This window comes from Paenibacillus sp. GCM10027626, assembly GCF_042676285.1.
GTDB lineage: Bacteria > Bacillota > Bacilli > Paenibacillales > Paenibacillaceae > Paenibacillus_Z.
This window is the reverse complement of the sequence record NZ_JBHTHC010000009.1, coordinates 88,477-107,400: the sequence shown is the minus strand read 5'-3', so window position 1 is coordinate 107,400 and position 18,924 is coordinate 88,477. Positions and strand designations below refer to the sequence as shown.

At 51.3% G+C, this 18,924-nt stretch carries 17 protein-coding genes; 2 read left to right on the top strand and 15 right to left on the bottom strand.

Annotation, left to right across the window (positions count from 1 at the left end; translation table 11 throughout):
- Positions 1 to 7: 7 nt before the first annotated feature.
- Genes ACFQ0N_RS18505 through ACFQ0N_RS18480 form a run of 6 tightly spaced genes read right to left on the bottom strand, consistent with a single transcriptional unit; the run spans position 8 to position 6,317 of the window.
- Positions 8 to 1,402 (bottom strand): sulfatase family protein, encoded by a 1,395-nt coding sequence (locus ACFQ0N_RS18505; protein WP_379328813.1) that lies wholly within the window; start codon positions 1,400 to 1,402, stop codon positions 8 to 10.
- On the bottom strand, positions 1,399 to 1,953 hold the full coding sequence (gene cysC / locus ACFQ0N_RS18500) for an adenylyl-sulfate kinase (protein WP_379328812.1): 555 nt from the start codon (positions 1,951 to 1,953) through the stop codon (positions 1,399 to 1,401). Before cysC ends, ACFQ0N_RS18505 begins: the two co-directional genes overlap by 4 nt.
- 22 nt (positions 1,954 to 1,975) lie before the next feature.
- Positions 1,976 to 3,007 (bottom strand): Gfo/Idh/MocA family protein, encoded by a 1,032-nt coding sequence (locus ACFQ0N_RS18495; RefSeq protein WP_379328810.1) that lies wholly within the window; start codon positions 3,005 to 3,007, stop codon positions 1,976 to 1,978.
- Positions 3,008 to 3,028: 21 nt separating this feature from the next.
- The gene (locus tag ACFQ0N_RS18490; protein WP_379328808.1) at positions 3,029 to 4,417 is read right to left on the bottom strand and encodes a sulfatase family protein; all 1,389 of its coding nucleotides are present in this window, start codon (positions 4,415 to 4,417) and stop codon (positions 3,029 to 3,031) included.
- A 20-nt stretch (positions 4,418 to 4,437) separates the two neighbouring features.
- Positions 4,438 to 5,310 (bottom strand): sugar phosphate isomerase/epimerase family protein, encoded by an 873-nt coding sequence (locus ACFQ0N_RS18485; RefSeq protein ID WP_379328806.1) that lies wholly within the window; start codon positions 5,308 to 5,310, stop codon positions 4,438 to 4,440.
- Between the two features lie 14 nt (positions 5,311 to 5,324).
- Entirely contained in the window at positions 5,325 to 6,317 is a 993-nt protein-coding gene (locus ACFQ0N_RS18480) for a Gfo/Idh/MocA family protein (protein ID WP_379328803.1), read from the bottom strand.
- 290 nt (positions 6,318 to 6,607) lie between these two features.
- Between ACFQ0N_RS18480 and ACFQ0N_RS18475 the strand changes: the two genes are divergently transcribed.
- Both ACFQ0N_RS18475 and ACFQ0N_RS18470 read left to right on the top strand, forming a co-directional pair.
- Positions 6,608 to 7,495 (top strand): helix-turn-helix domain-containing protein, encoded by an 888-nt coding sequence (locus ACFQ0N_RS18475; RefSeq protein ID WP_379328801.1) that lies wholly within the window; start codon positions 6,608 to 6,610, stop codon positions 7,493 to 7,495.
- Between the two features lie 153 nt (positions 7,496 to 7,648).
- Entirely contained in the window at positions 7,649 to 8,194 is a 546-nt protein-coding gene (locus tag ACFQ0N_RS18470; protein ID WP_379329317.1) for a hypothetical protein, read from the top strand.
- On the opposite strand, the gene ACFQ0N_RS18465 is transcribed toward ACFQ0N_RS18470, so the two are convergent.
- The 9 genes from ACFQ0N_RS18465 to ACFQ0N_RS18425 all read right to left on the bottom strand — a co-directional run bounded on the left by ACFQ0N_RS18465 (position 8,186) and on the right by ACFQ0N_RS18425 (position 18,782).
- Entirely contained in the window at positions 8,186 to 9,100 is a 915-nt protein-coding gene (locus ACFQ0N_RS18465; RefSeq protein WP_379328799.1) for a helix-turn-helix domain-containing protein, read from the bottom strand. The two genes, ACFQ0N_RS18470 and ACFQ0N_RS18465, sit on opposite strands and share 9 nt — an antisense overlap.
- 35 nt (positions 9,101 to 9,135) lie before the next feature.
- A complete protein-coding gene (locus ACFQ0N_RS18460) occupies positions 9,136 to 9,834 on the bottom strand; it encodes a metal-dependent hydrolase (protein ID WP_379328797.1) in 699 nt (232 codons plus the stop codon).
- 79 nt (positions 9,835 to 9,913) lie between these two features.
- On the bottom strand, positions 9,914 to 11,071 hold the full coding sequence (locus ACFQ0N_RS18455; protein WP_379328795.1) for a DNA sulfur modification protein DndB: 1,158 nt from the start codon (positions 11,069 to 11,071) through the stop codon (positions 9,914 to 9,916).
- The gene (locus tag ACFQ0N_RS18450) at positions 11,071 to 12,213 is read right to left on the bottom strand and encodes a DNA sulfur modification protein DndB (RefSeq protein WP_379328793.1); all 1,143 of its coding nucleotides are present in this window, start codon (positions 12,211 to 12,213) and stop codon (positions 11,071 to 11,073) included. Before ACFQ0N_RS18450 ends, ACFQ0N_RS18455 begins: the two co-directional genes overlap by 1 nt.
- Positions 12,214 to 12,597: 384 nt before the next feature.
- Complete coding sequence (locus tag ACFQ0N_RS18445) at positions 12,598 to 13,629, bottom strand: hypothetical protein (RefSeq protein ID WP_379328791.1); 1,032 nt, start codon at positions 13,627 to 13,629, stop codon at positions 12,598 to 12,600.
- 250 nt (positions 13,630 to 13,879) lie between these two features.
- A complete protein-coding gene (nrdF, locus tag ACFQ0N_RS18440; protein WP_379328789.1) occupies positions 13,880 to 14,839 on the bottom strand; it encodes a class 1b ribonucleoside-diphosphate reductase subunit beta in 960 nt (319 codons plus the stop codon).
- Between the two features lie 22 nt (positions 14,840 to 14,861).
- Complete coding sequence (gene nrdE, locus ACFQ0N_RS18435; protein ID WP_379328787.1) at positions 14,862 to 16,946, bottom strand: class 1b ribonucleoside-diphosphate reductase subunit alpha; 2,085 nt, start codon at positions 16,944 to 16,946, stop codon at positions 14,862 to 14,864.
- A complete protein-coding gene (gene nrdI, locus ACFQ0N_RS18430; protein ID WP_379328785.1) occupies positions 16,933 to 17,292 on the bottom strand; it encodes a class Ib ribonucleoside-diphosphate reductase assembly flavoprotein NrdI in 360 nt (119 codons plus the stop codon). Before nrdI ends, nrdE begins: the two co-directional genes overlap by 14 nt.
- A 362-nt stretch (positions 17,293 to 17,654) precedes the next feature.
- A complete protein-coding gene (locus tag ACFQ0N_RS18425; protein ID WP_379328783.1) occupies positions 17,655 to 18,782 on the bottom strand; it encodes a Gfo/Idh/MocA family protein in 1,128 nt (375 codons plus the stop codon).
- Positions 18,783 to 18,924: the final 142 nt, after the last annotated feature.

Below are 18,924 nucleotides of genomic sequence, written 5' to 3'. Positions count from 1 at the left end.
CCCCTCTCTACCTCATCTGATGACCTGCGCGCCCGACTGCCGCATCGAACTTGCTTTGCACCGGATCGTTCCACCATTCCTCCCAAGTTAAACCATACTGTCCCAAAATCGCTTCAATCCTTTTGCGGAACGGCAGCCCTGCTGCAAGCTGCTGCCGCATCGGATCTAAGCGGCCAGCAAGCTTCTCCTGAACCCACTGCTCCAGCTGCTGCTGCAGCAGATCCGCCCGCTCGGGCTCGAAGAAGGCCAGGTTGTCGGTTTCATCCGGATCGGCTTCCAAATCATACAGCTCCCGCGCCGGCCGTTTAAACGGCCCCGAATCATAGGTTACGATAAGCTTGTGCCGCCCGTCCGTTACGGCTCTGGCTGCCTGCCAGGCGCATTCACTCAAAAATAAACGTTCATGCGTCCCGTTTGCCTGGCCGTTAATGGCCGGCCATAAGCTTCTGCCGTCAAGATCGTCAGGCACTTCGATGCCGGCAGCCGCAAGCAGCGTCGGCATCAGATCGACCTGCTGCACTAGCCCCGGAACTCTGCGTCCGGCAGCAATTTTCCCCGGCCAGCGCATAATAAGCGGAACGCGCACCGTCGTCTCGTAAAGCCCGCAGTGATCCCAATAAATATCATGTTCCGTCAGACTTTCGCCATGATCGCCGAACAGCACCATCATCGTATCGTCAGCCAGTCCCAGCTGCGCCAAATGCTCATCAAGCTCTTGCAGCAGATCGTCCAGATAACGAACCTCGGCATCATACAGTGCATTGATATACGCCGCATCCGTAACATCGCCCAGCAAGTCATAGTGATGGTATTTGAAAAAGGGATACGCCGCACTATTGTAAGCGCCTTCCATACTGCGGTTAGCCGGGTCGAACGGATTTCGCCCCTGCTCATAGAACAAGGACTTGTATTTCTCCGGCGGCAGGTAAGGCGTGTGCGGGTCCCAATAGTGAAGAAATAAAAAGAATGGTTCCTGTCCATAATTGTCCAGCCATTCTTTTGCCAAATCATTGACAGTCCGCCCGTCAATCCATCGTTTTCTGCCGACAGAATTGATGTAATGATTATACCCGCGGGCAAACCACTCCTTCAACTGATACAAATTGTCGACCGCAGCGGTGCGGAACCCGGCGTCTCTCAGCATTGTAGGCAGCCACCGCACTGATTTGGGCAGCCTTGTCAAATCCGAGCCATGCGACACAACTCCGGTCGTGAGCCCGACTTTACCGGTAAAAATTCCGCTGTGCGCAACCTCGGTCGGAATATCCGCCGCATAAGCCCGTTCAAACAATACACCCTGGGAAGCGATCCGGTCCATATATGGACTCGTCGGCTTGGTATAGCCGTACGCGCCGAGGCGATCGGCGCGCATCGTATCCAGCGAAATAAAAATGATGTTCAAACGAGCTCCCCCTCCCGAGCCGGCAAATAGCCGGATTTAGCCAGCCAGGAGCATACCTGCACCACATTGCCAGACACCGTGCTGCCATGGGCATTCAAGACGATATCCGGATTTTCCGGTACCTCATAAGGATCAGAAATGCCTGTAAAGCTTGGAATTTCATTCTTTCTCGCTTTGGCATACAACCCTTTCACATCGCGCCGCTCACACTCTTCCAGCGGACAATCGACATACACTTCGATGTAGGAACCAATTGCCGACCTGGCGTATTGCCGCATTTCCCGATAGGGCGTAATCGCCGATACGATAGCGATTACGCCGTTGCGGGCAAGCAGTCCGGCAACATAAGCAATCCTTTTTATATTTTCCATCCGGTCTTCCCGGCTGAATCCCAGCCCTTTGCAAATGCCTGCACGCAATTCATCTCCATCTAGCAGTTCAGCGCGGGCTCCCGCCTCGCGCAGCTGCTGCAGCAAATGCTGTGCAGTCGTCGTCTTGCCCGCTCCTGACAGTCCTGTAAACCATACGACACAGCCCTTGCTCTCCATCATCCTATCCGCTCCTTAAACATATTCAGGCTCCGCCTTGCCGCACTTTGTCCTCCTGAACATCCGCTACCGCTACCGGTCCGCCATTATTCTCATGCGAGCAAATCGCCGCTTCAATGATTTGTTGTACTGCAAGCGCATCTGCGCCTGACGCCGCAATTTCCGTTGGCGCGATCCCTGCTTTAATTTCCTCTACAAACGTACCGAGCCGATTATAAAAAGTAGCGTCAAAGCCTTGCGCTTTGGCAAAGATCGACTCCCGGTAAACCCGCTGCTCATCGCTGCCCCGCGGATAGAGCGTCGCGCTTTCCATCACATTGTCCACGACCAGCCGGCCGCCTGTGCCAGCCACCTCGCAGCGTTCAATCGGATGACTGCCGAACATGTCGTAGCTGCCCGCCAGATGTCCAACCGCACCGGAGACAAACTCCAAATTGATCGACGCGGTAGACCATACCGTCCGCCCTGGCGCTTTTGTCAGAAAAGATTGCACGCGCGACACATCGCCTGCGAAATATCGCATGACGTCAAATGAATGAGGATGCAGCGCCCGCAAATGCATCCAAGGCGAAGACTCATTCGGATTGCCGATCGTCAGCTTCATATTCACAAAGAGCAAATCGCCAAGCTCGCCCGACGTTACCCATTGCTTTGCCCGCTGCGCAGCAGGCACGAAACGATGATTCAAATTACATGCGAGGCGCACACCGCGGGCCGCAGCCGCCTCGACCATTTGCCTGGCTTCGCTTAGCCGGTTTGAAATCGGCTTTTCCACCAGAACATCCTTCCCCGACTCAATGGCCTGCATGACCGGCTCAAAATGATGGGAGCCGTTCTCGAAGCCGCCGGTCGCGACACTTACGACATCAATCGCTTCATTCGCCAGCATCGCCTGCACGCTCTCATAGGGAACGGCACCGAATTGCCCGGCTGCCGCCCGCGCCAGCTCTCCCCGCAAATCGCATACGGAGACAAGCTGGACATCCGGGTGCTGGGCGTAGACGCGGCAGTGCAGCAAACCGATATGATTCACACCGATGACAGCTGCTTTGATCATCCGCCTCTCCCTCCGCTTCGTCTATTTCTTTTCCTTCTCCTGCAATTTGCGAGCCGAGCTTGCCGAACCGATCTGCAGCGTATCATAAGCCTCCTGGGAGCTTTTGAACGGTCCGGTGTTGTGTCCGTGCCAATTCAAATTGCGCTCCAGCGGATTCGTGCGCCCGGTAGCCGCTTCCCGCTTTTTCACATGCGCTTCCAAGCGCCCCCTCAGCAATGCTGCAACCTCCGGCTCCTCGTCGGCTACATTATGCAATTCCTGCGGATCCTTAACTAGATTATACAACTCTATCTCCGGTTTGAAATGAAAATCCGGCTCAAGCGCCACAATTAATTTCCACTCCGGCGTCCGCCAGCCGTGCTTGCGCATCCATGTGCATTCCGTAATGTAGAATTCCGGCTCCTTATCCCGCTCTGCGCCATGGATATAGGGTACAAGACTGGATCCGTCGAATGCAATACCGCTTTCTATTTCCAGCAGCTCCAGTATTGTCGGCATTAAATCTTTCATCTGCGTATAATCTTTCATCCGCTTTCCGGCCGGAATTTTGCCGGGGAACCGCAGCACGAGCGGAATCACCAGATTCGTCTCGTAGAGACCGTGATGATCGTAGTAGCACTCATGCTCGTTTAACGTTTCGCCATGGTCGGCTGTAATAACGACCAGCGTCTCCTCCTCAATGCCAAGCTCCGAAAGTGTCGTAAAGATTCGGCGGATGCAGGCATCCATATAGGCGACCGCCCCGTCGTACTGGGCATCGACATAACCGGCATCTGTACATTCCTCCGGAATCCACGAGCGCAAATAATTGACGAAGGGCTGGAAGCTGTCCATCCCTTCCAGCGAGCGGTTGGCCGGATCCTTCTCATTGCCTTCGTAGAAAATCCGATCGTACGGCTCAGGCGGCAAATATGGAGAGTGCGGATCCATATGGCGCAAAAACAGCAGGAAAGGCTTCTCCTCGCCCGCCAAACGCTTCAGCTCGGGAATGGCGACTTCATTCAAATTATGCGCCTTCGGGCAGCGTCCCGTCTCATCCGGCGCCCAGCCTTCATAATCCAAGTATTGATCAAACCCGCGCGAGGACGGATTGCCGGTAAACCCGACGCAGGTAGAGTTGTATCCATGCTCTCTCAGCACTTCAGCCAAAGTCTGTACATGTCCGCCCAGACCGCCTTCATGGCGCAGGGCAACGACATCTGTGCCGAAGCAGTCCATTCCCGTCAACATCGAAGCGTAGCCGGGCGTCGTCGGTATACTCGGGCTAAAATGCTGTTCAAATATGACTCCGCCTGCTGCATACTGATCCATATGCGGCGTTGTCAGGCGATTGTATCCATACATGCTCATATGATCCCGGCGCAAGCTGTCAATACCGATGAGCAGCACATTCGGCTTCTTTTGATTCATCGTTACGGCTCCTCCCTTTTTCAAATGCTGAAATGTCCAACCTGCTCATCCTGCTGTGCGCCAGCAGCGCCGCAGCAGGCTTGCGCCTTTTCTCCGCGAGCGCCAAGCGACTGCAGCAGACCGTTCAAATATCCATAGCTCTCCGCTGCGATAATCGAAACCTCCGCCAGCGAATGGCCATTTGCTCCGATAACTTCAAGACAAACAGGTCCCTCGTATCCTCCGCTCACCATCGCTTTGCAATAAGCTGCCAAATTGATGTCCCCACGTCCGCAAGCCTGCAGCGGAATGGCACCCGGTCCGGCCTCGCGCCCTTTGCAATCGCGAATATGAATATGCTTCACGCGCGACAGCACCTGGGGCAAAGCCTCTTCCGGATTTTCCCCTGCACGATAGACATGGCTTGGATCCATATCGATCCCGAAGCCGCTGCTATCGATCGCTTCCATCGCTCTCAGCGTTGTCGGCGTATTGTAAATCGCATTGCCCACATGCGCCTTCACACAGAGCGAGACGCCGTAGGATGCGGCGATATCAGCCAGATGCGTGAGCGTCTTGATCGACTGCGCCAAATCTTCTTCGCTGCCGCTTTTTCCGCCCGGGCCCACATTGACAACGGGAATGCCGAGCGCTTGCGCAGCAGAAAATGCTTTCGTCAATCTGGCCTCATCCAGCGAAGCAACTTCCATCGACAAGTAACTGATGTTATTGTCTGCCGCAATTCTTTTCAGCTCAGCGGCCTGCTCCTGCCAGCGATCCAGCTCCAAATGCTCGCACATGCCTTGAATCGCTGACAACTCAACGCCGTCATATCCGCAAAGCGCAATATGGCGCACCGCAGTTTCCACATCAAATTCTTTAAACAGCACTGTATTTACGCCTAATTTAATCATCGCGCCGTTTCCTCCTATTCTACATCGACAATAGTCCCTGTTTCCCAGGAACGAATCGCCGCCTCAATGATCCGCTGCGCCTGCAGCGCGTCCTTGCCCGAGCCGTTTACGCCGTCATAAGCAACTCCGGCATCAAGCTGTTCGATCCAGTCGCCAATCCGGCTTTTGAACGTTTCGCCAAAGGAGCGCATGCCGCCCAAATAGCTGTAGGATTCCGTCTCAATGCTATGTCGCGGATAAAACGTCAGCTGCTCACAGGCGTCCTCCAGCACGAAGCGCCCTTTGGAGCCCACCACCTCACACTGCTCCAGACCGTAGCTTGCCCCTGCATCATAGCTGCCGACAAGATGGCCGATTGCGCCATTTTCAAAATGAAGAATGATTTGCGTATTGGACCATATAGTACGTCCCTCGCCTTTCATCATGAACGCTGCAACCCGTTTCACATCTCCACAAAAGTAGCGAATGACATCAAAGGAGTGCGGATGCAGTGCACGCAAATGGAACCATGGCGAAGTTTCCACCGGATTGTTGATCCACATCCGCATATGGATCATATGAATCTGCCCGAGACGCCCTTCCTCTACCCAGCCTTTCGCTTTCAGTGCAGCCGGCGTAAAGCGGTGGTTCAAATTGACGCCATACGGCAGCTGCTTCTCCTCCGCAAGCTTAACCATTTCTTCCCCTTCGGCAATCTTGTTGGAGATCGGCTTCTCCCCCAGCACCGGAATGCCTGCAGCAAGCAGCTGCATCGTAGGCTCGTAATGCTCGCCGCCATTCTCTTCCCCTTTCGTTGCTACACTGCAAGCATCCAGCTGAATCCCGCTAGCCAGCATTTCTTGAACACTATAAAAAGCTTTGCAGCCATACTTTTGTGCGGCGGCGTCCGCCTTTTCCTTCACAATATCGCACACCGCGACAAGCTCCGCCTGCGGATGATCGTTATACACACCAGCATGCAGCGAACCGATATTACCTACACCTACTACAGCGGCTTTAATCGTCATTTTTTGACCTCCTAAAAGTTTTGTGAAGCATTTGCTACTTCGAATTACTTCGCAACAAAACTCGCTTCGGAAGCATATGCTTTAAGTTTTGTGAAGCTTACGCTTAAGTTTTGTGTTGCTTTCATTTTATGCGATTCCCAATTGTAACTCGTAGCGGTTTCCGACAAGAACATAGCGGATTGCGCCATTTATTTGCAATCGTTTTCACAAAAGCACCAAAGAAGCTTTCATCTGCGTAATAAACTATTTTATAATAGGGACTAACAAAGGAAGGGACGGGAGGCGAGGACGTGCAAATTACGAACAAACAATTGCTGGAAAGTGAAGATTTCCCCTTTTATATTGATGCAGTGACGATCGTTCCTGAAGAGCATGTCGAGGATCATTCCCATGAATTCATTGAATTGGCGTACGTATATGCGGGAACCGGCAGCCATCGCTACAACAAGGGCGACTACCATACGATCTCTTCCGGCGATGTGTTCGTCATCGAACCCGGGATGGACCATGCCTATGTCGGCGGCCGAACGGAGAACTTGATTATATACAACGTTATATTTACGCCATCGCTGCTGAAGGAAGAATTGAATATGATGGCCGCCTTTACCTCGTTTCTCGACTTTTTTTATGTCGAGCCGCTGCTGCGCAACGATGTCCGCTTTCAGACCCGGCTGACTTTATATGAACATGAGCAGCTTGAGATGAAAGCCCTACTCCATCGCATGCTGAACGAAAAACAACAGAAATCGCTCGGCTACCGTATTTTCATCAAAACGGCCATGATCCAATTGTTTATTTTTCTTAGCCGCTGCCATCAGCATAAAGAAAGCCAAGCATCGCCGCCGCCGGAAAAAACGATGGAGCATATGCTTGACTTTATTCACCGTCACTATGCGCAGCCCATAACATTGGAACAGATTAGCCGGATTAGCGGCTGGAGCGTCTCTGCCTTCTCTGCCCATTTCAAACGGGTAACCGGGCAGTCCTTTATCGAATACCGCAACGATCTGCGGCTCGCGGTCGCTCAATCTGCGCTTGCAGATCCCGCCGTTAAAATTGCTGCCATTGCCGGTGATGTCGGATTTGACGACTTGAGCTTTTTCAATAAACTGTTCAAAAAGAAGTACGGCTGCTCCCCTGGACAATACCGCAAGCAGCTCCAACAAAGCAAAAGCTAGGCGGACTCCCATCTGCCAGATCACCTGTCCGCGTATGCACGAAGAGGGCTATCCCACCGTACAGGTTAGCCCTCATTGTTTTTTTAATACATCTGTGCTACTATAAAACTCTAAATAATACATCTGTATTGAATAAAGGAGTTGGACTTCATGCTGCTTACTTCCATTATTATTGGCTGCGAGATCGGCTTCTGGCTTTTCGTGTTGGCCGGGCTATTATTTCGATACATTTTCCGGCAGCAGCGCATGGGCGCCATTCTTCTCCTATGTACGCCGATCGTCGATCTTATCCTGCTGATTACGACCGTCCTCGATTTGCGCAATGGGGCTGACGCTACATTCATACACGGCCTGGCAGCCATTTATATCGGGGTCTCGATTGCCTATGGGCATCAGATGATTCGCTGGGCCGATGTGCGCTTCGCCCATCGCTTCGCCGGCGGTCCGCCCCCTCCGGAAAAGGTGAAATACGGCGCAGAACACGCCCGGCGCGAGCGCAAAGGATGGCTGCTTCATTTGCTCGCTTTCGTAGTTGGCAGCGGCCTGTTACTGGGCATGATTGCGCTGGTCGGAGACAAGGAGCGGACTGAAGCCTTGCTGCGGACAATTACAATGTGGCTGGCGATCGTAGGCATCGATTTTTTATGGAGCTTCAGCTATACGCTTTGGCCCAAGAAGAAAGGCTCCTCATCATTCTAGCTTATGCGCCGCTTTCCTCAGCTGCCGGGGGGAGCGGCTGTATTTGCGCTTAAAGAGCCGCTCAAAATGAGAAAGCGTATTGAAGCCTGCGGCCAGACATATATCGGTCACAGGCAAATCGGATATGCGCAGCAGCGCACAGGCAAATTCCAGCCGCAGCTCTTGAATATAGCTCTGAAAGGATAAGCCGAGCTGGCGATGAAAACATTCGCTGTAATAATTCGGCGATAGTCTTGCCTGGCGCGCTGCATCGCTTAAAGTTAGCGGCTCGCGAAAATGATGCTGGATAAAAGTGAGCGATTTGCGAATCGGCTCATCGATCTTCGGATTCCTGTCCATGCTGCCGAGAGGCTTGTCATACTCATACACATGCTCATGTTCTTGCTCCTGTTCTTGCTCTTGCTTGCGCAGCCCCCTGGCAAGCTCGACGATTACCCGCTCCAGCGCGCCTTGAACAATATACGCTGCGCCGAATTGCTCCTCTTGCTCCTCCTCTGCCTCATGCCAGATTTGTCTAAATTGCCGCTCAATTTCATCCGCCAGCGCTCCGGAAAAGTTATATTGACGATTTGCTGTTTGACGGAAAGCATCATAGTAAAGCTCCTCCCGCAAAAAGCGTTCCGAGAAAATCATATTGTACAGTTTCAACGTCTGGCCCGGCAGAGAGGACACCTCGTGAAAATCTGCTGGAGATAACAGAAACAATGATCCGCGCCGCAACGGATACGTCGTCCCGTTTAAAATATGTAGGCCTTCGCCTTCATAAATAAAAGCTATTTCAAAAAACTCATGCCAATGAATCGCGATCGTGCTCGTAATATGATGCTTGAATATTTTGTAGCGATCCTTAAGGGTCATATAGCTTTCATTCAATAAACGCTCCGGCTGTTTGCGCTCCGTCGCCAAATCTTCGGCGCCTCCCTCCAGTACCTGCCTGCAGATTATTCGGCGAGCAGCTCCATCCATTCACCCGGCGCCAGCGCCCGTCCCTTCATCCCGCCTGCCTCAAGTCTCGTTACGAAATGTTCGGAATCCTGGCGAATCGCCGAAAACGTATTATAATGGACCGGAATTGTCCACTTTGCGCCAAACCATTCCGCCGCCAGCAAGGCATCGTCCGGCCCCATCGTAAACCGGTCGCCGATTGGAATAAAGGCAGCATCAACGTCATATCGCTCGCCAATGAGACGCATATTGCCGTACAAGCCCGTATCGCCGGCATGCAGTACAGTTAAGCCTTCTGCGCGTACAATGAAGCCCGCAGGCATACCTGCATATATAATACGCTGCTCCTCCGGCAGTACGATGCCAGAGCTATGGAAGGCTTGGATCATCGTTACTTTTGCAAATCCGAGATCAAGCGTGCCGCCAATATTCATTTCAAGCGTATCCAGTCCTTTCCAAGACATGTAATTGGCAAGCTCGAAGGTAGCGACGATCGGGGCGCTATTGCTGCGGGCGATCGCCTCCGCATCCAATATATGATCCTGGTGCGCATGCGTCAGCAGAACGGCATCAGTCCGGATTTGCTCCGGCTTCGTCACAGCCAGCTCGTTGCCGCGTAAAAAAGGATCGATGACAAGCGACTTCCCGTTCGTTACAATTTGCACACAAGAATGACCATGATAAATAAGCTCCACTTCAAAACGCCTCCTTCATTTTTTGAAAAAACCGGTCCCGTTAATACGGAACCGGTTCAAGTTCAGCTGAAGCGATGAGTTACTCAGCAGCTGCAGCAACCTGCAAGCTTTCCAAATATTCCACCATATTCAAGTGCTTGCGCATCGATTTTTCGTGCACAAGATTGAGCTTGCCATTGTCCAATTGACCAAAGCGCTCGATTAGTTCCTCATTATCATGCGTCCACTCTATCTGGCTAAGAACATCCAGACAGTCTACCCATTCTGAGGAATACTTTCCGTCCTTCACCAAATAACCATTCGCATACATGGCAATTGCTTCTTGAATGACGCGGCTCGAAGAAATGAACTGCGCTGTACCCGGCTGCTCCGGCATATGAGGCAGCACGCTGTTGAAAAATTGGTGAAGCAGCTCCACATGAGTGGTCATATCCTTGCGGATGCGGCGCGCCAGCTCATAAGAGTGGTTCATTTTACCTGTGAACAAAATCGTCGCTGTCGAATACAGCCAGCTGAAGCAGGTAAAGTTTTTGTTATAAGCCGTCAAGTTGTTGCGGCGTTCAATACCGACTGCTTTCAGCAGCTCATTGTGATCAGCCAATTGCTGCAGCACAATATTGAGCGGATCGCTGCCGTCGAAGGAGTGTCCCAGCTCCTTGCTGACCAGCTGTACCTTCGAGTTAATGTCGCCGAACAGCTGCTTTTCTTCCTCTTCGCCTAATCCGATATATAATTGTACGGACAGCTCGCTCTCCAACAGATCAAGGCGGCGTGCCTCTACCTGCGCCAGCAGACCTTCCGCTTCCTCCAATTCCACATGAAGCGACCGCTCCTCTGGGTGACGGCGGGCTTTCAGCTTCAGCTTGGCAACTTCCCGCTCATGCTTGCGGCTTTCCTTCAAAAGCTGCTCGTTGGTGTAACCAAGCGCCATAATCCGGTGCTGACCGTCAAGAATGCTTAACTTGGAGCCGTGCAGCAGTACAAGCTGACCGTCGTCTCTTGCTAGCGAGCCGACATCGCGCAGCGATAAAGTGATCGGCCCGAAAAACACATGATCCAGTTCGCGCTCTTGCAAGTAATTCGCTATTTTACGACGTTGACCTGCGCTAAGCTTGCGCTGCACCATCGGATCGATCGTCGAATAATTCAGTAGATCGTGTACCCGCAGCGGAACAGTCGCTAAGCCATAATTTTGGCAATACGGGTGAATCGTCATGTTGAGCTTTAATCCATCCATTAGCCGGCGTCCTCCTCATCCTTATCGGAAATAAGAAACAGATGCTCTTTCTCATAAAATTCCCGCACAAAATTGTAGGCCTTCATGATACGGCTACGTCTAGGCAGCCGGTCCTTCTCGTCATTTTTATAAATGTTGTTCCAATTGACATGCGGCAATATTTTCATGCCGTATTCCAAAGTGTAACGATTGAACTGGCCTGATTTGAACGCTTCTTCATGCATGAACAAGGCAAGTGCAATTTGCACGCTTTCCGTCCAGGCCAGCTCGCCACGATCCGGCTCCGGCAAGTAACGGAGCAGCATTTCAAAATAGTATGCCGCATTATCGAGGTGCTCCTGCAAAACCTCGTCCGTATAATGGTAGCCGTTATTGCGCGCTGCTGCCTTCAAGCGGCCTTCAAACAACGCAATAAGCAGCTCGATTACAAGGGAATAGGCAAACAGATACTCGGCTCCCTTGCCACGCTCGGAGTACATGTCGGTAGGCAGCTTATCCATAACCGGATAATCCTCGACAAGCTTTGTGGCCATAATATGATAGAAACGGCGCTGATCGCGCAGCACTGCCAGGTTGCCGCCAATTTTACGCGGCAATTTGTTAATATCGGAGAACAATTGACGCTCCTGACGGGCGCTTATGTCCATATAGAACATAACTGACATTGGGAAATCATAGAGACGGCGCAGCTTTTCCATAATTTCATCCACACGGTCATACTCGCGGCGATCTTTGGCGCGCGCCATATTGCTTTGCAAAGTTTCCATTACCCGGCGGAATGCGGCAAGACGATGCTGACCGTCGACGACGTAGCATTTTTCCACAGGCTGCAAATAATAGCAGCCACGCTCTTCATCATAGGTGCCCGCACCCCGAGCGGATAAAATAACGCCTGGGAAATAAATATTTTGCCCATGATCCAAATAAAGCAAAATGTAATCAACGAGCCGTGATACGTTTCTTGGGATCAATTGGCGCTGTACTTCCAAATCAATTTCGTAAATTGAAAACAGCTTGTTCATAGGCAAGGTAGTCGATAGCGTAGTTTGCCCGAAAGTTCGCGCCAATCGACCAGGCACTTCAACAGAAGCACCGGTATGACTCGTAGAGATCAAGTCAGATAGCGATTGAACCGGTTCCATACAAAAAACCTCCATTAAAAAAATGTTAATTACCTCTAGAATATACGATCATTCAATAGGAAGCAAACGAAGAAACACATTTTCGCATAAATTCGACCAAATTATAGCACTTTTCTAATGCAAAGTTCTGTTTTTTCCCATCCCGCCCTTATTTCTCCGTCGCATTCAGCACTGCTTCCTTTGCTGCCTTTTGTCGTAAAACGCCGTCTTATGGAGCATGACTGAGTAAAGACGTGATCATTTACGCTTTCTGTCCTTCTAATTCGTCCTCGCCCTCCCATTTTCCTTCTTCATTAATATGTAATCTACTGGTTCTAATTCCATTCTTATTTTCACATGCAAAAGAAGGAGCCCCGAGAAGCTTCTCTCAGGGCTGATCTGCACTTATTCTTTATCAACATAGAAATTGCGCCTGCCAATTTGGACATCTTCCCTGTTAGGCTTTCCATCCTCGCCATCATGCACGAAAAACAAAAACCGCTTTTCTTTCCCATCGCTATATTGAAACGAAATGGTATTCCCTTTAATCCGATAAGTCCCTTGATTCTTTTTCACAGTACTCTTTTTGTTGCTTAGCAGCAAATATTCACTTTGAAAGCGCCCATCTAAATAAAACGTAAGCCATTCTTCCCACGCCGATGATGCCGTTTCCTGCTTGTCAAGCCCGACATATCCCCGGTTGACATATTTTCCATTCAGCTTCAAAACGCCGTCAATCGGCTTAACCCTCGTCAGCACCTCGTCGTTTACAACAAGATCGCCCTGCTGCGAAAACCGAACCGTATATTTAGAGCCGTTGCTTACCTTCATTCCCCCATCTTCTATCTCGTAGGAGTAACAGGTCTGTTTCGCACAATCAATCGTCTCCATCCCGCCTTCGTCAGGCTCGCCGATGACAATTTTTTGATCGGGCAGAAAGGTGTAAAAGTCCCAGCACGTCCCCCCGCACTCGTAGCCTGACAAGTCTACGCGCATGTTATAATACATGCCGTTCAGCTTTTGCAATCCATTCCGCGCCTGCCCCAAATATTCATGAATGATCCGTGTCGCTTTTTCTTTGGTAACGCCCAGCGTTTCCAGCATTTGCTGTGTAAAAACATTAATTTCTGCGTTGACCCGATCCCAGGCGACAAGCGCCCCTGCCCCTTCACTCGTTGTGCGCAGTGGGACAAGCGATGCGCCCTTTTGCTCGTCCGTTTTAATCTGCAACGCCTCAGCTAAAGGTGAAAGCTCCACAAATGTTGTTCCTTTAACCGCCCGCGGTTGTACTTTAAAGGTTATTTGTACGCCATCGACGAACACCTTTATCGGTGCTTGTCCGGCCGCAGCCTCCGCATCATTGCTCAAGGAGCAGATGATAACGATAGCGATCATAATAAAAAAGAGAAACGGGTAGCCCCATTTTCTTACCAGCATAGGTATGTTTACCTCCCTGATCAGTTCCCAGCAATCGCCTCCTCTCATTATAGGTTACATATATAGCCGTTTTCAGCAACTATAGGGCTATTTATTTAGGACCTGAATAGGTCGGATTGCTCAAATATCCGTAAAAATTCCATTCAGCAGGCGTAATCGCGGCTCATTTATAGAAAGTAAAAACCGCCTCCAAAAAGCTGTTAACAGCTGCTTGGAAGGCGGCTTAATTTTTCGCTGCTTCATTTATTTATCAAAACACAAAATCTTCATCTTGCAGCGGCTCGACATGGATCGTCCGGATATAGCCATTGCCTTTTTTGGAGAAGAAATCATGTTGTTTGGTACGGGTGTTGATGCCGTTGAAAACGATCGAATTGATTTCCTGCTCAGGGAAAGGCGGTTCCATGCCCAAATTCATGAACGCTTTATTCGCGTTGTAGCGTAAATATTTTTTCACTTCTTCCGTAAGCCCGACCTCTGTGTAAAGCTCTTCCGTGTAGCGCTCCTCGTTCTCATGCAGAAAACGGAACAGCCCCTGGAACGTTTCTTCAGCCTCCTGCTGCTCGTCCGGCTCCAGCTCAGCGAACAGTTCCTGGGCCAGCACGCCTACATAAAGCCCGTGAATGCTTTCATCCCGCAGAATGAGGTCGATAATTTCGCCGCTGCTCGTCATTTTGCCTTGACCGGCCAAATATAACGGATAGAAAAATCCGCTATAGAACAGGTAGCTCTCCAGCAGCACTGAAGCGGCCATCGCCAGATAAAGATCCTTCTTCGTCTGAATCCCTTCATAATACTGCGCGATCGTCTCCGCTTTGACCTGCAGACAGCGATTGCTCTCCACCCAGCGGAATATCGCATCGATCTCTTCATTGGCGGCCAGCGTCGTAAAGATGCTGCTGTACGATTTGGCGTGAATTTGCTCCATCATCCCCATGAAGCCGAGCACCGCTTTGCGCTGCAGCCCTTCGACATGCTCCAATATTTTCGGCATGCCGACGCCGCCCTGCACTGTGTCGAGCAGCGTCAGGCCGCCCAGCACCTTTTTATATAATTCCCGCTCCGCATCGTTCAGCGTCAGCCAGGACATTTTGTCATCAGATAAAGGAATTTCATCATCGGTCCAAAATTGCATAATGTTCTGATTCCAGAATGTAATGGAATATTCATCATCGGGCCGATTCCAGTTGACAGCTTTTCTGACCGTCATTATTCATGTCTCCTTCTAAAAGCTACACAGAGCAGCTTATGCATTCTTCTACACTCAAACGGTTCGTCCTTGTATAATAGAGCGACTTCAAGCCTTTGCGGGCTGCGTACACATAAAGCCGCGCCAATTGTCTGGTCGTCACATCGCTATTAACATGCAGCACAGTCGAGATGCCCTGGTCGACATGCGCCTGAATTTCCGCTACGAGATCGATGACCTTCATTTGATCCATTTGGTAGGCCGATTTGTAGAAAAAGAAATTGTCCTTATCCATATAAGGCATCGGATAATAGGTTGTCGAATTAGCATATGTCCGCGTCTCGATCGGTTCGACGATCGGCATAATGCTGGATGTGGCGTTTTGAATATAGGAAATGCTCTGCGTCGGCGCAACAGCCAGCCGATAGGCATGATAGAGGCCGTGCTGCGCTACCTCCCGCTTCAATTGCGCCCATTCCTGCGGCCCCGGAATGTCCATCCCTGTAAACAGAGCGGCCACTTTGGCTGTCTGCGGGCGAAAATCAGTTGCCGTATAACGGTCGAAATAAACGCCGCTTGCATAGTCGGAAAGCTCGAAGCCCTCGAACGTTTTGCCGCTTTCCTTGGCGATCAGCATACTTTTTTCCAAGGAATAATAATTCATCATCATAAAGAACGTACGGACAAAATCTTTTGCATCCTCGCTTTCATACGCGATTTTGTTTTTCGCCAGGTAGCCGTGCAGGTTCATCGCGCCCAAGCCGACGGAGTGCAGCTCGCTGTTAGCCTTCGCTACTCCCGGAGCGTTCGCCACCCGCGTCATATCGCTGACAGCCGTCAAGGCGATCATGCCCTCGTGCACCGACTCGCGCAGCTTGCGCGTTTCCATGACGTTGGCGATATTAAGCGATGCCAGATTACAGCTAATGTCGCGGCGGATAATGCTTTCCTCGCCATAATCGCCGATTTCCGACGTCTCCTGCAGCTGGTAAATTTCTGTACACAGGTTGGACATCTTGATAGAGCCGATTCCGTTCAGCGCATGCGCCTTGTTCGCATTGCTGCGGTTCATAATATAAGGATAGCCCGATTCGAGCTGAATGGTCGCGATTTTGATCAGCATGTCGCGCGCGCTCATGACGGCTTTTTTGCGGACCCGCTCGTCTGCCAGCAGCGTATCGTACATTTCATCAAGGTCCATATCGTCCAGATGCTTGCCGTAGGCCTTGTACACAGAGAAAGGCGCAAATACATGCAGCGGTGCGTTATCAGCAGCCAATTGGTAAAAGCGGTTCGGTACAATCAGACCGATCGAAAGCGTCTTGAGGCGCGTTTTCTCATCGGCATTAATTTTTTTGCTGTCCAAAAATTCCATAACGTCCCAGCCGAAAATATTATAATATGCCGCTCCGGAGCCTTTGCGCTGCCCCATCTGATCGGCATAGGAGAATGCATCCTCCATCAGCTTGAGCACAGGCATGATGCCCTTCGCCGCACCTTCGACCCCTTTGATCGGCTCGCCGCGACCGCGCAGCTTCGATAGGTTGACCGCTACCCCGCCGCCGATTTTGGAAAGCTGCATACAGGTGCCGAGCACATAGTTGATCGAGTTGAGCGCATCATCCATCTCCAGCAGGAAGCAGGAGACCATCTCGCCGCGCCGGCTCTTGCCCGCATTGAGAAATGTCGGCGTTGCCGGCTGCAGCCGCTGCTCCATCATCGAGCGGACCAGCGCCTCGGCCGCCTCCATCACGCCCCGTCCCAGATATAGCGCTACGATCGCCACCCGGTCGGGATAGTGCTCCAAATATTGCTCGCGATCATTGCTCTTCATCGCATAATCGGTATAAAACTTCGATATTGCCATATAGGAAGCGAACTCGAATGGATAGCTGTGGGCAATAAGGAAAATCTCACCGACCTGCTCCTCCGAGTATTTTGCATAGACGTCCTCATAATAATCATTCTCAATCATATAGCGCACTTGTTCCGTCTTGGAAGAGAACTTCATGCTTTTGCTCTCTGCTTCCGCCATGAACTCCCTAACCGCTTCGCGGTCTTTATCCAGCTGGAAGAAGCCGTCGGCACCGCGCTGCATAACCAAATTATTCAATTCAATATGATGCAACTGCCTTCACTCCCTCCATAAATTGTTCGACATCACGGCCAGTGCCTGCTAGCTCAAACTTGCCAATAATCGGCACGCCGTACATCTCGGAAATATGATCGGCGCTTTTCGCGTAGCGTTCGCCCCAATTGCGATTGCCGCTCGCGGACACACCGCGCATCCTTGTATGGTTATTTTTCAAAAAGGATAATATCTTCTCCGGCACCTGGCCAAATCCAGTCGTATAAGTTACAAGCACGAAAGGCTCATCAATTGTCATCGAAGCATCAATCTGCACGGCCGGCAGCTGAAGCTTGTTAATAAACCGTCGCACATTCCCCGTTCTGGAATCATAGGCGATCAGCATCCCCGTTCCTCCACCTTCCTATTATCCGTCACAACTCTGCCACAAACAGACAGATTTCCCGGCAGGGAACTTTCAATCCCTAGTAGAGAAATCTGCACCGTGACGTCCATATGTAGTTCGCTTTATCAAATCTATATCAATATATTGTGTTTGTCAACGGGGCCAATCGTCTATTTATTAAAAAAATGAGATTGATAGAGTAATTCGCAGCAAATGAAAGATCGCCCAATTGCAAGTCAATTTTAGGAAATTTTCGCCCTGCACTGAGGCCCCGGATCGCCCCTTTCCGCCATTCGCGGGCAGCAAAAAAAGCGCGGTTGCGCGCTTTTTCGGCCTTTATAAAGCGGCGTGCGAAGCCGCAATTAATCGTAAAAAATGTTCACCTTTTTATTAACCGCAGCAGCCGCCAGCACCGCATCAATCACCCGCTGCGCGCGGTCGCCATCATCAAAAGTTGGGATATTCGTTAAATTTGCCGTTTTCTCGACTTTTTTGTTACAAATGGCCTCCGCCCACTTCCACACTTCATTTTTATCGGTCTCCCGATAAGGCCGGAATCGGTCCTCGCTCGGCTCGGCGGTTAAATCCCAGCCATCCGCATCAGGTAGCGATATGGGCTGCCAGCGTTTCCCTGTACAGCAATCATATAATTTGTAGCCATAACCTTCCGTCGCAAATTTCACGCCGCCCTCCGTCCCGAACAGCTCGACCGAGAAGGTTTGCCCGCCCGCGCCTTGTGCGCGAACCCAGCTTGTATGGAAGCTGGCGTGGGCCCCGCTTTGAAAATCCGCGATGAAAAAAGCGGAATCCGCCGCCTGATCCTGAGCGGACCGTTCAGCGAAATTTACGATCCCGCCTGCTTCTGTACAGCGCAGCGAGCCCTGCACAGCCATTATGCGCTCTCCTGTTACGTAATGAGCCATATCGATCAGATGCGATCCCAAATCCTGCAAAATGCCGCCTGCGCCCGCCTGCTGTACTGAGCCGCGCCAGCCAGCCGAGCCGCCGAGCGCATAGTCACCCGTATATTCAAAGCGCCCTTCCAGCAGCCGCCCGATCCGCCCTGCTGCTACCGCTTCCCGTAAATATTGGATGCCCGGATGCTCGCGAACTGTAAAGTTGACCGCGTGAATAACGCCTTTGCGCTTTGCCTCCGCCACCATCTCCCGCGACTGCTCGCTGTTCATCGCCAGCGGCTTTTCGCACAGCACATGAAGATTATGGGACAGCGCCTCCATCACAAGCGGAAAATGGGTATCATTCGGAGTGATAATGCAGACACCGTCCAAACCCGCCTGCTCCATCATTTCGCTTGCTGAAGCGTATACGGCAGGAATCCCGTATTTGGCTGCCATCGCTGCCGCATTTGCGCCATTTTTGCTGCAAATGGCCGCCACTTCTACCTTCGGATGTTTGCTTAGTACTGGCAAAAACCACAGATCAGCAAACCAGCTTGCGCCGATGAGACCGATACGAACTGGATCACTCATGTACATTCCCTCCTAATCCGAGCTTTGGCTGCCCTCAGCCTCCCTATTAAAAATACGCCATTCCGGCAGGCTTCTCCTGCTTGCACGCATGCCAAAGAAGCCTGCGGCAAGGGGCGCCGAGGCACAAAGGCTACCCAGCCGT

Excerpts from the sequence above, each read along its gene's own strand:
- cysC (WP_379328812.1), bottom strand. The coding sequence starts at position 1,953 with ATGATGGAGAGCAAGGGCTGTGTCGTATGGTTTACAGGACTGTCAGGA.
- ACFQ0N_RS18495 (WP_379328810.1), bottom strand. The coding sequence starts at position 3,007 with ATGATCAAAGCAGCTGTCATCGGTGTGAATCATATCGGTTTGCTGCAC.
- ACFQ0N_RS18490 (WP_379328808.1), bottom strand. The coding sequence starts at position 4,417 with ATGAATCAAAAGAAGCCGAATGTGCTGCTCATCGGTATTGACAGCTTG.
- ACFQ0N_RS18485 (WP_379328806.1), bottom strand. The coding sequence starts at position 5,310 with ATGATTAAATTAGGCGTAAATACAGTGCTGTTTAAAGAATTTGATGTG.
- ACFQ0N_RS18480 (WP_379328803.1), bottom strand. The coding sequence starts at position 6,317 with ATGACGATTAAAGCCGCTGTAGTAGGTGTAGGTAATATCGGTTCGCTG.
- ACFQ0N_RS18455 (WP_379328795.1), bottom strand. The coding sequence starts at position 11,071 with ATGGATGGATTAAAGCTCAACATGACGATTCACCCGTATTGCCAAAAT.
- ACFQ0N_RS18450 (WP_379328793.1), bottom strand. The coding sequence starts at position 12,213 with ATGGAACCGGTTCAATCGCTATCTGACTTGATCTCTACGAGTCATACC.
- ACFQ0N_RS18445 (WP_379328791.1), bottom strand. The coding sequence starts at position 13,629 with ATGCTGGTAAGAAAATGGGGCTACCCGTTTCTCTTTTTTATTATGATC.
- nrdF (WP_379328789.1), bottom strand. The coding sequence starts at position 14,839 with ATGACGGTCAGAAAAGCTGTCAACTGGAATCGGCCCGATGATGAATAT.
- nrdI (WP_379328785.1), bottom strand. The coding sequence starts at position 17,292 with ATGCTGATCGCCTATGATTCCAGAACGGGGAATGTGCGACGGTTTATT.
- ACFQ0N_RS18425 (WP_379328783.1), bottom strand. The coding sequence starts at position 18,782 with ATGAGTGATCCAGTTCGTATCGGTCTCATCGGCGCAAGCTGGTTTGCT.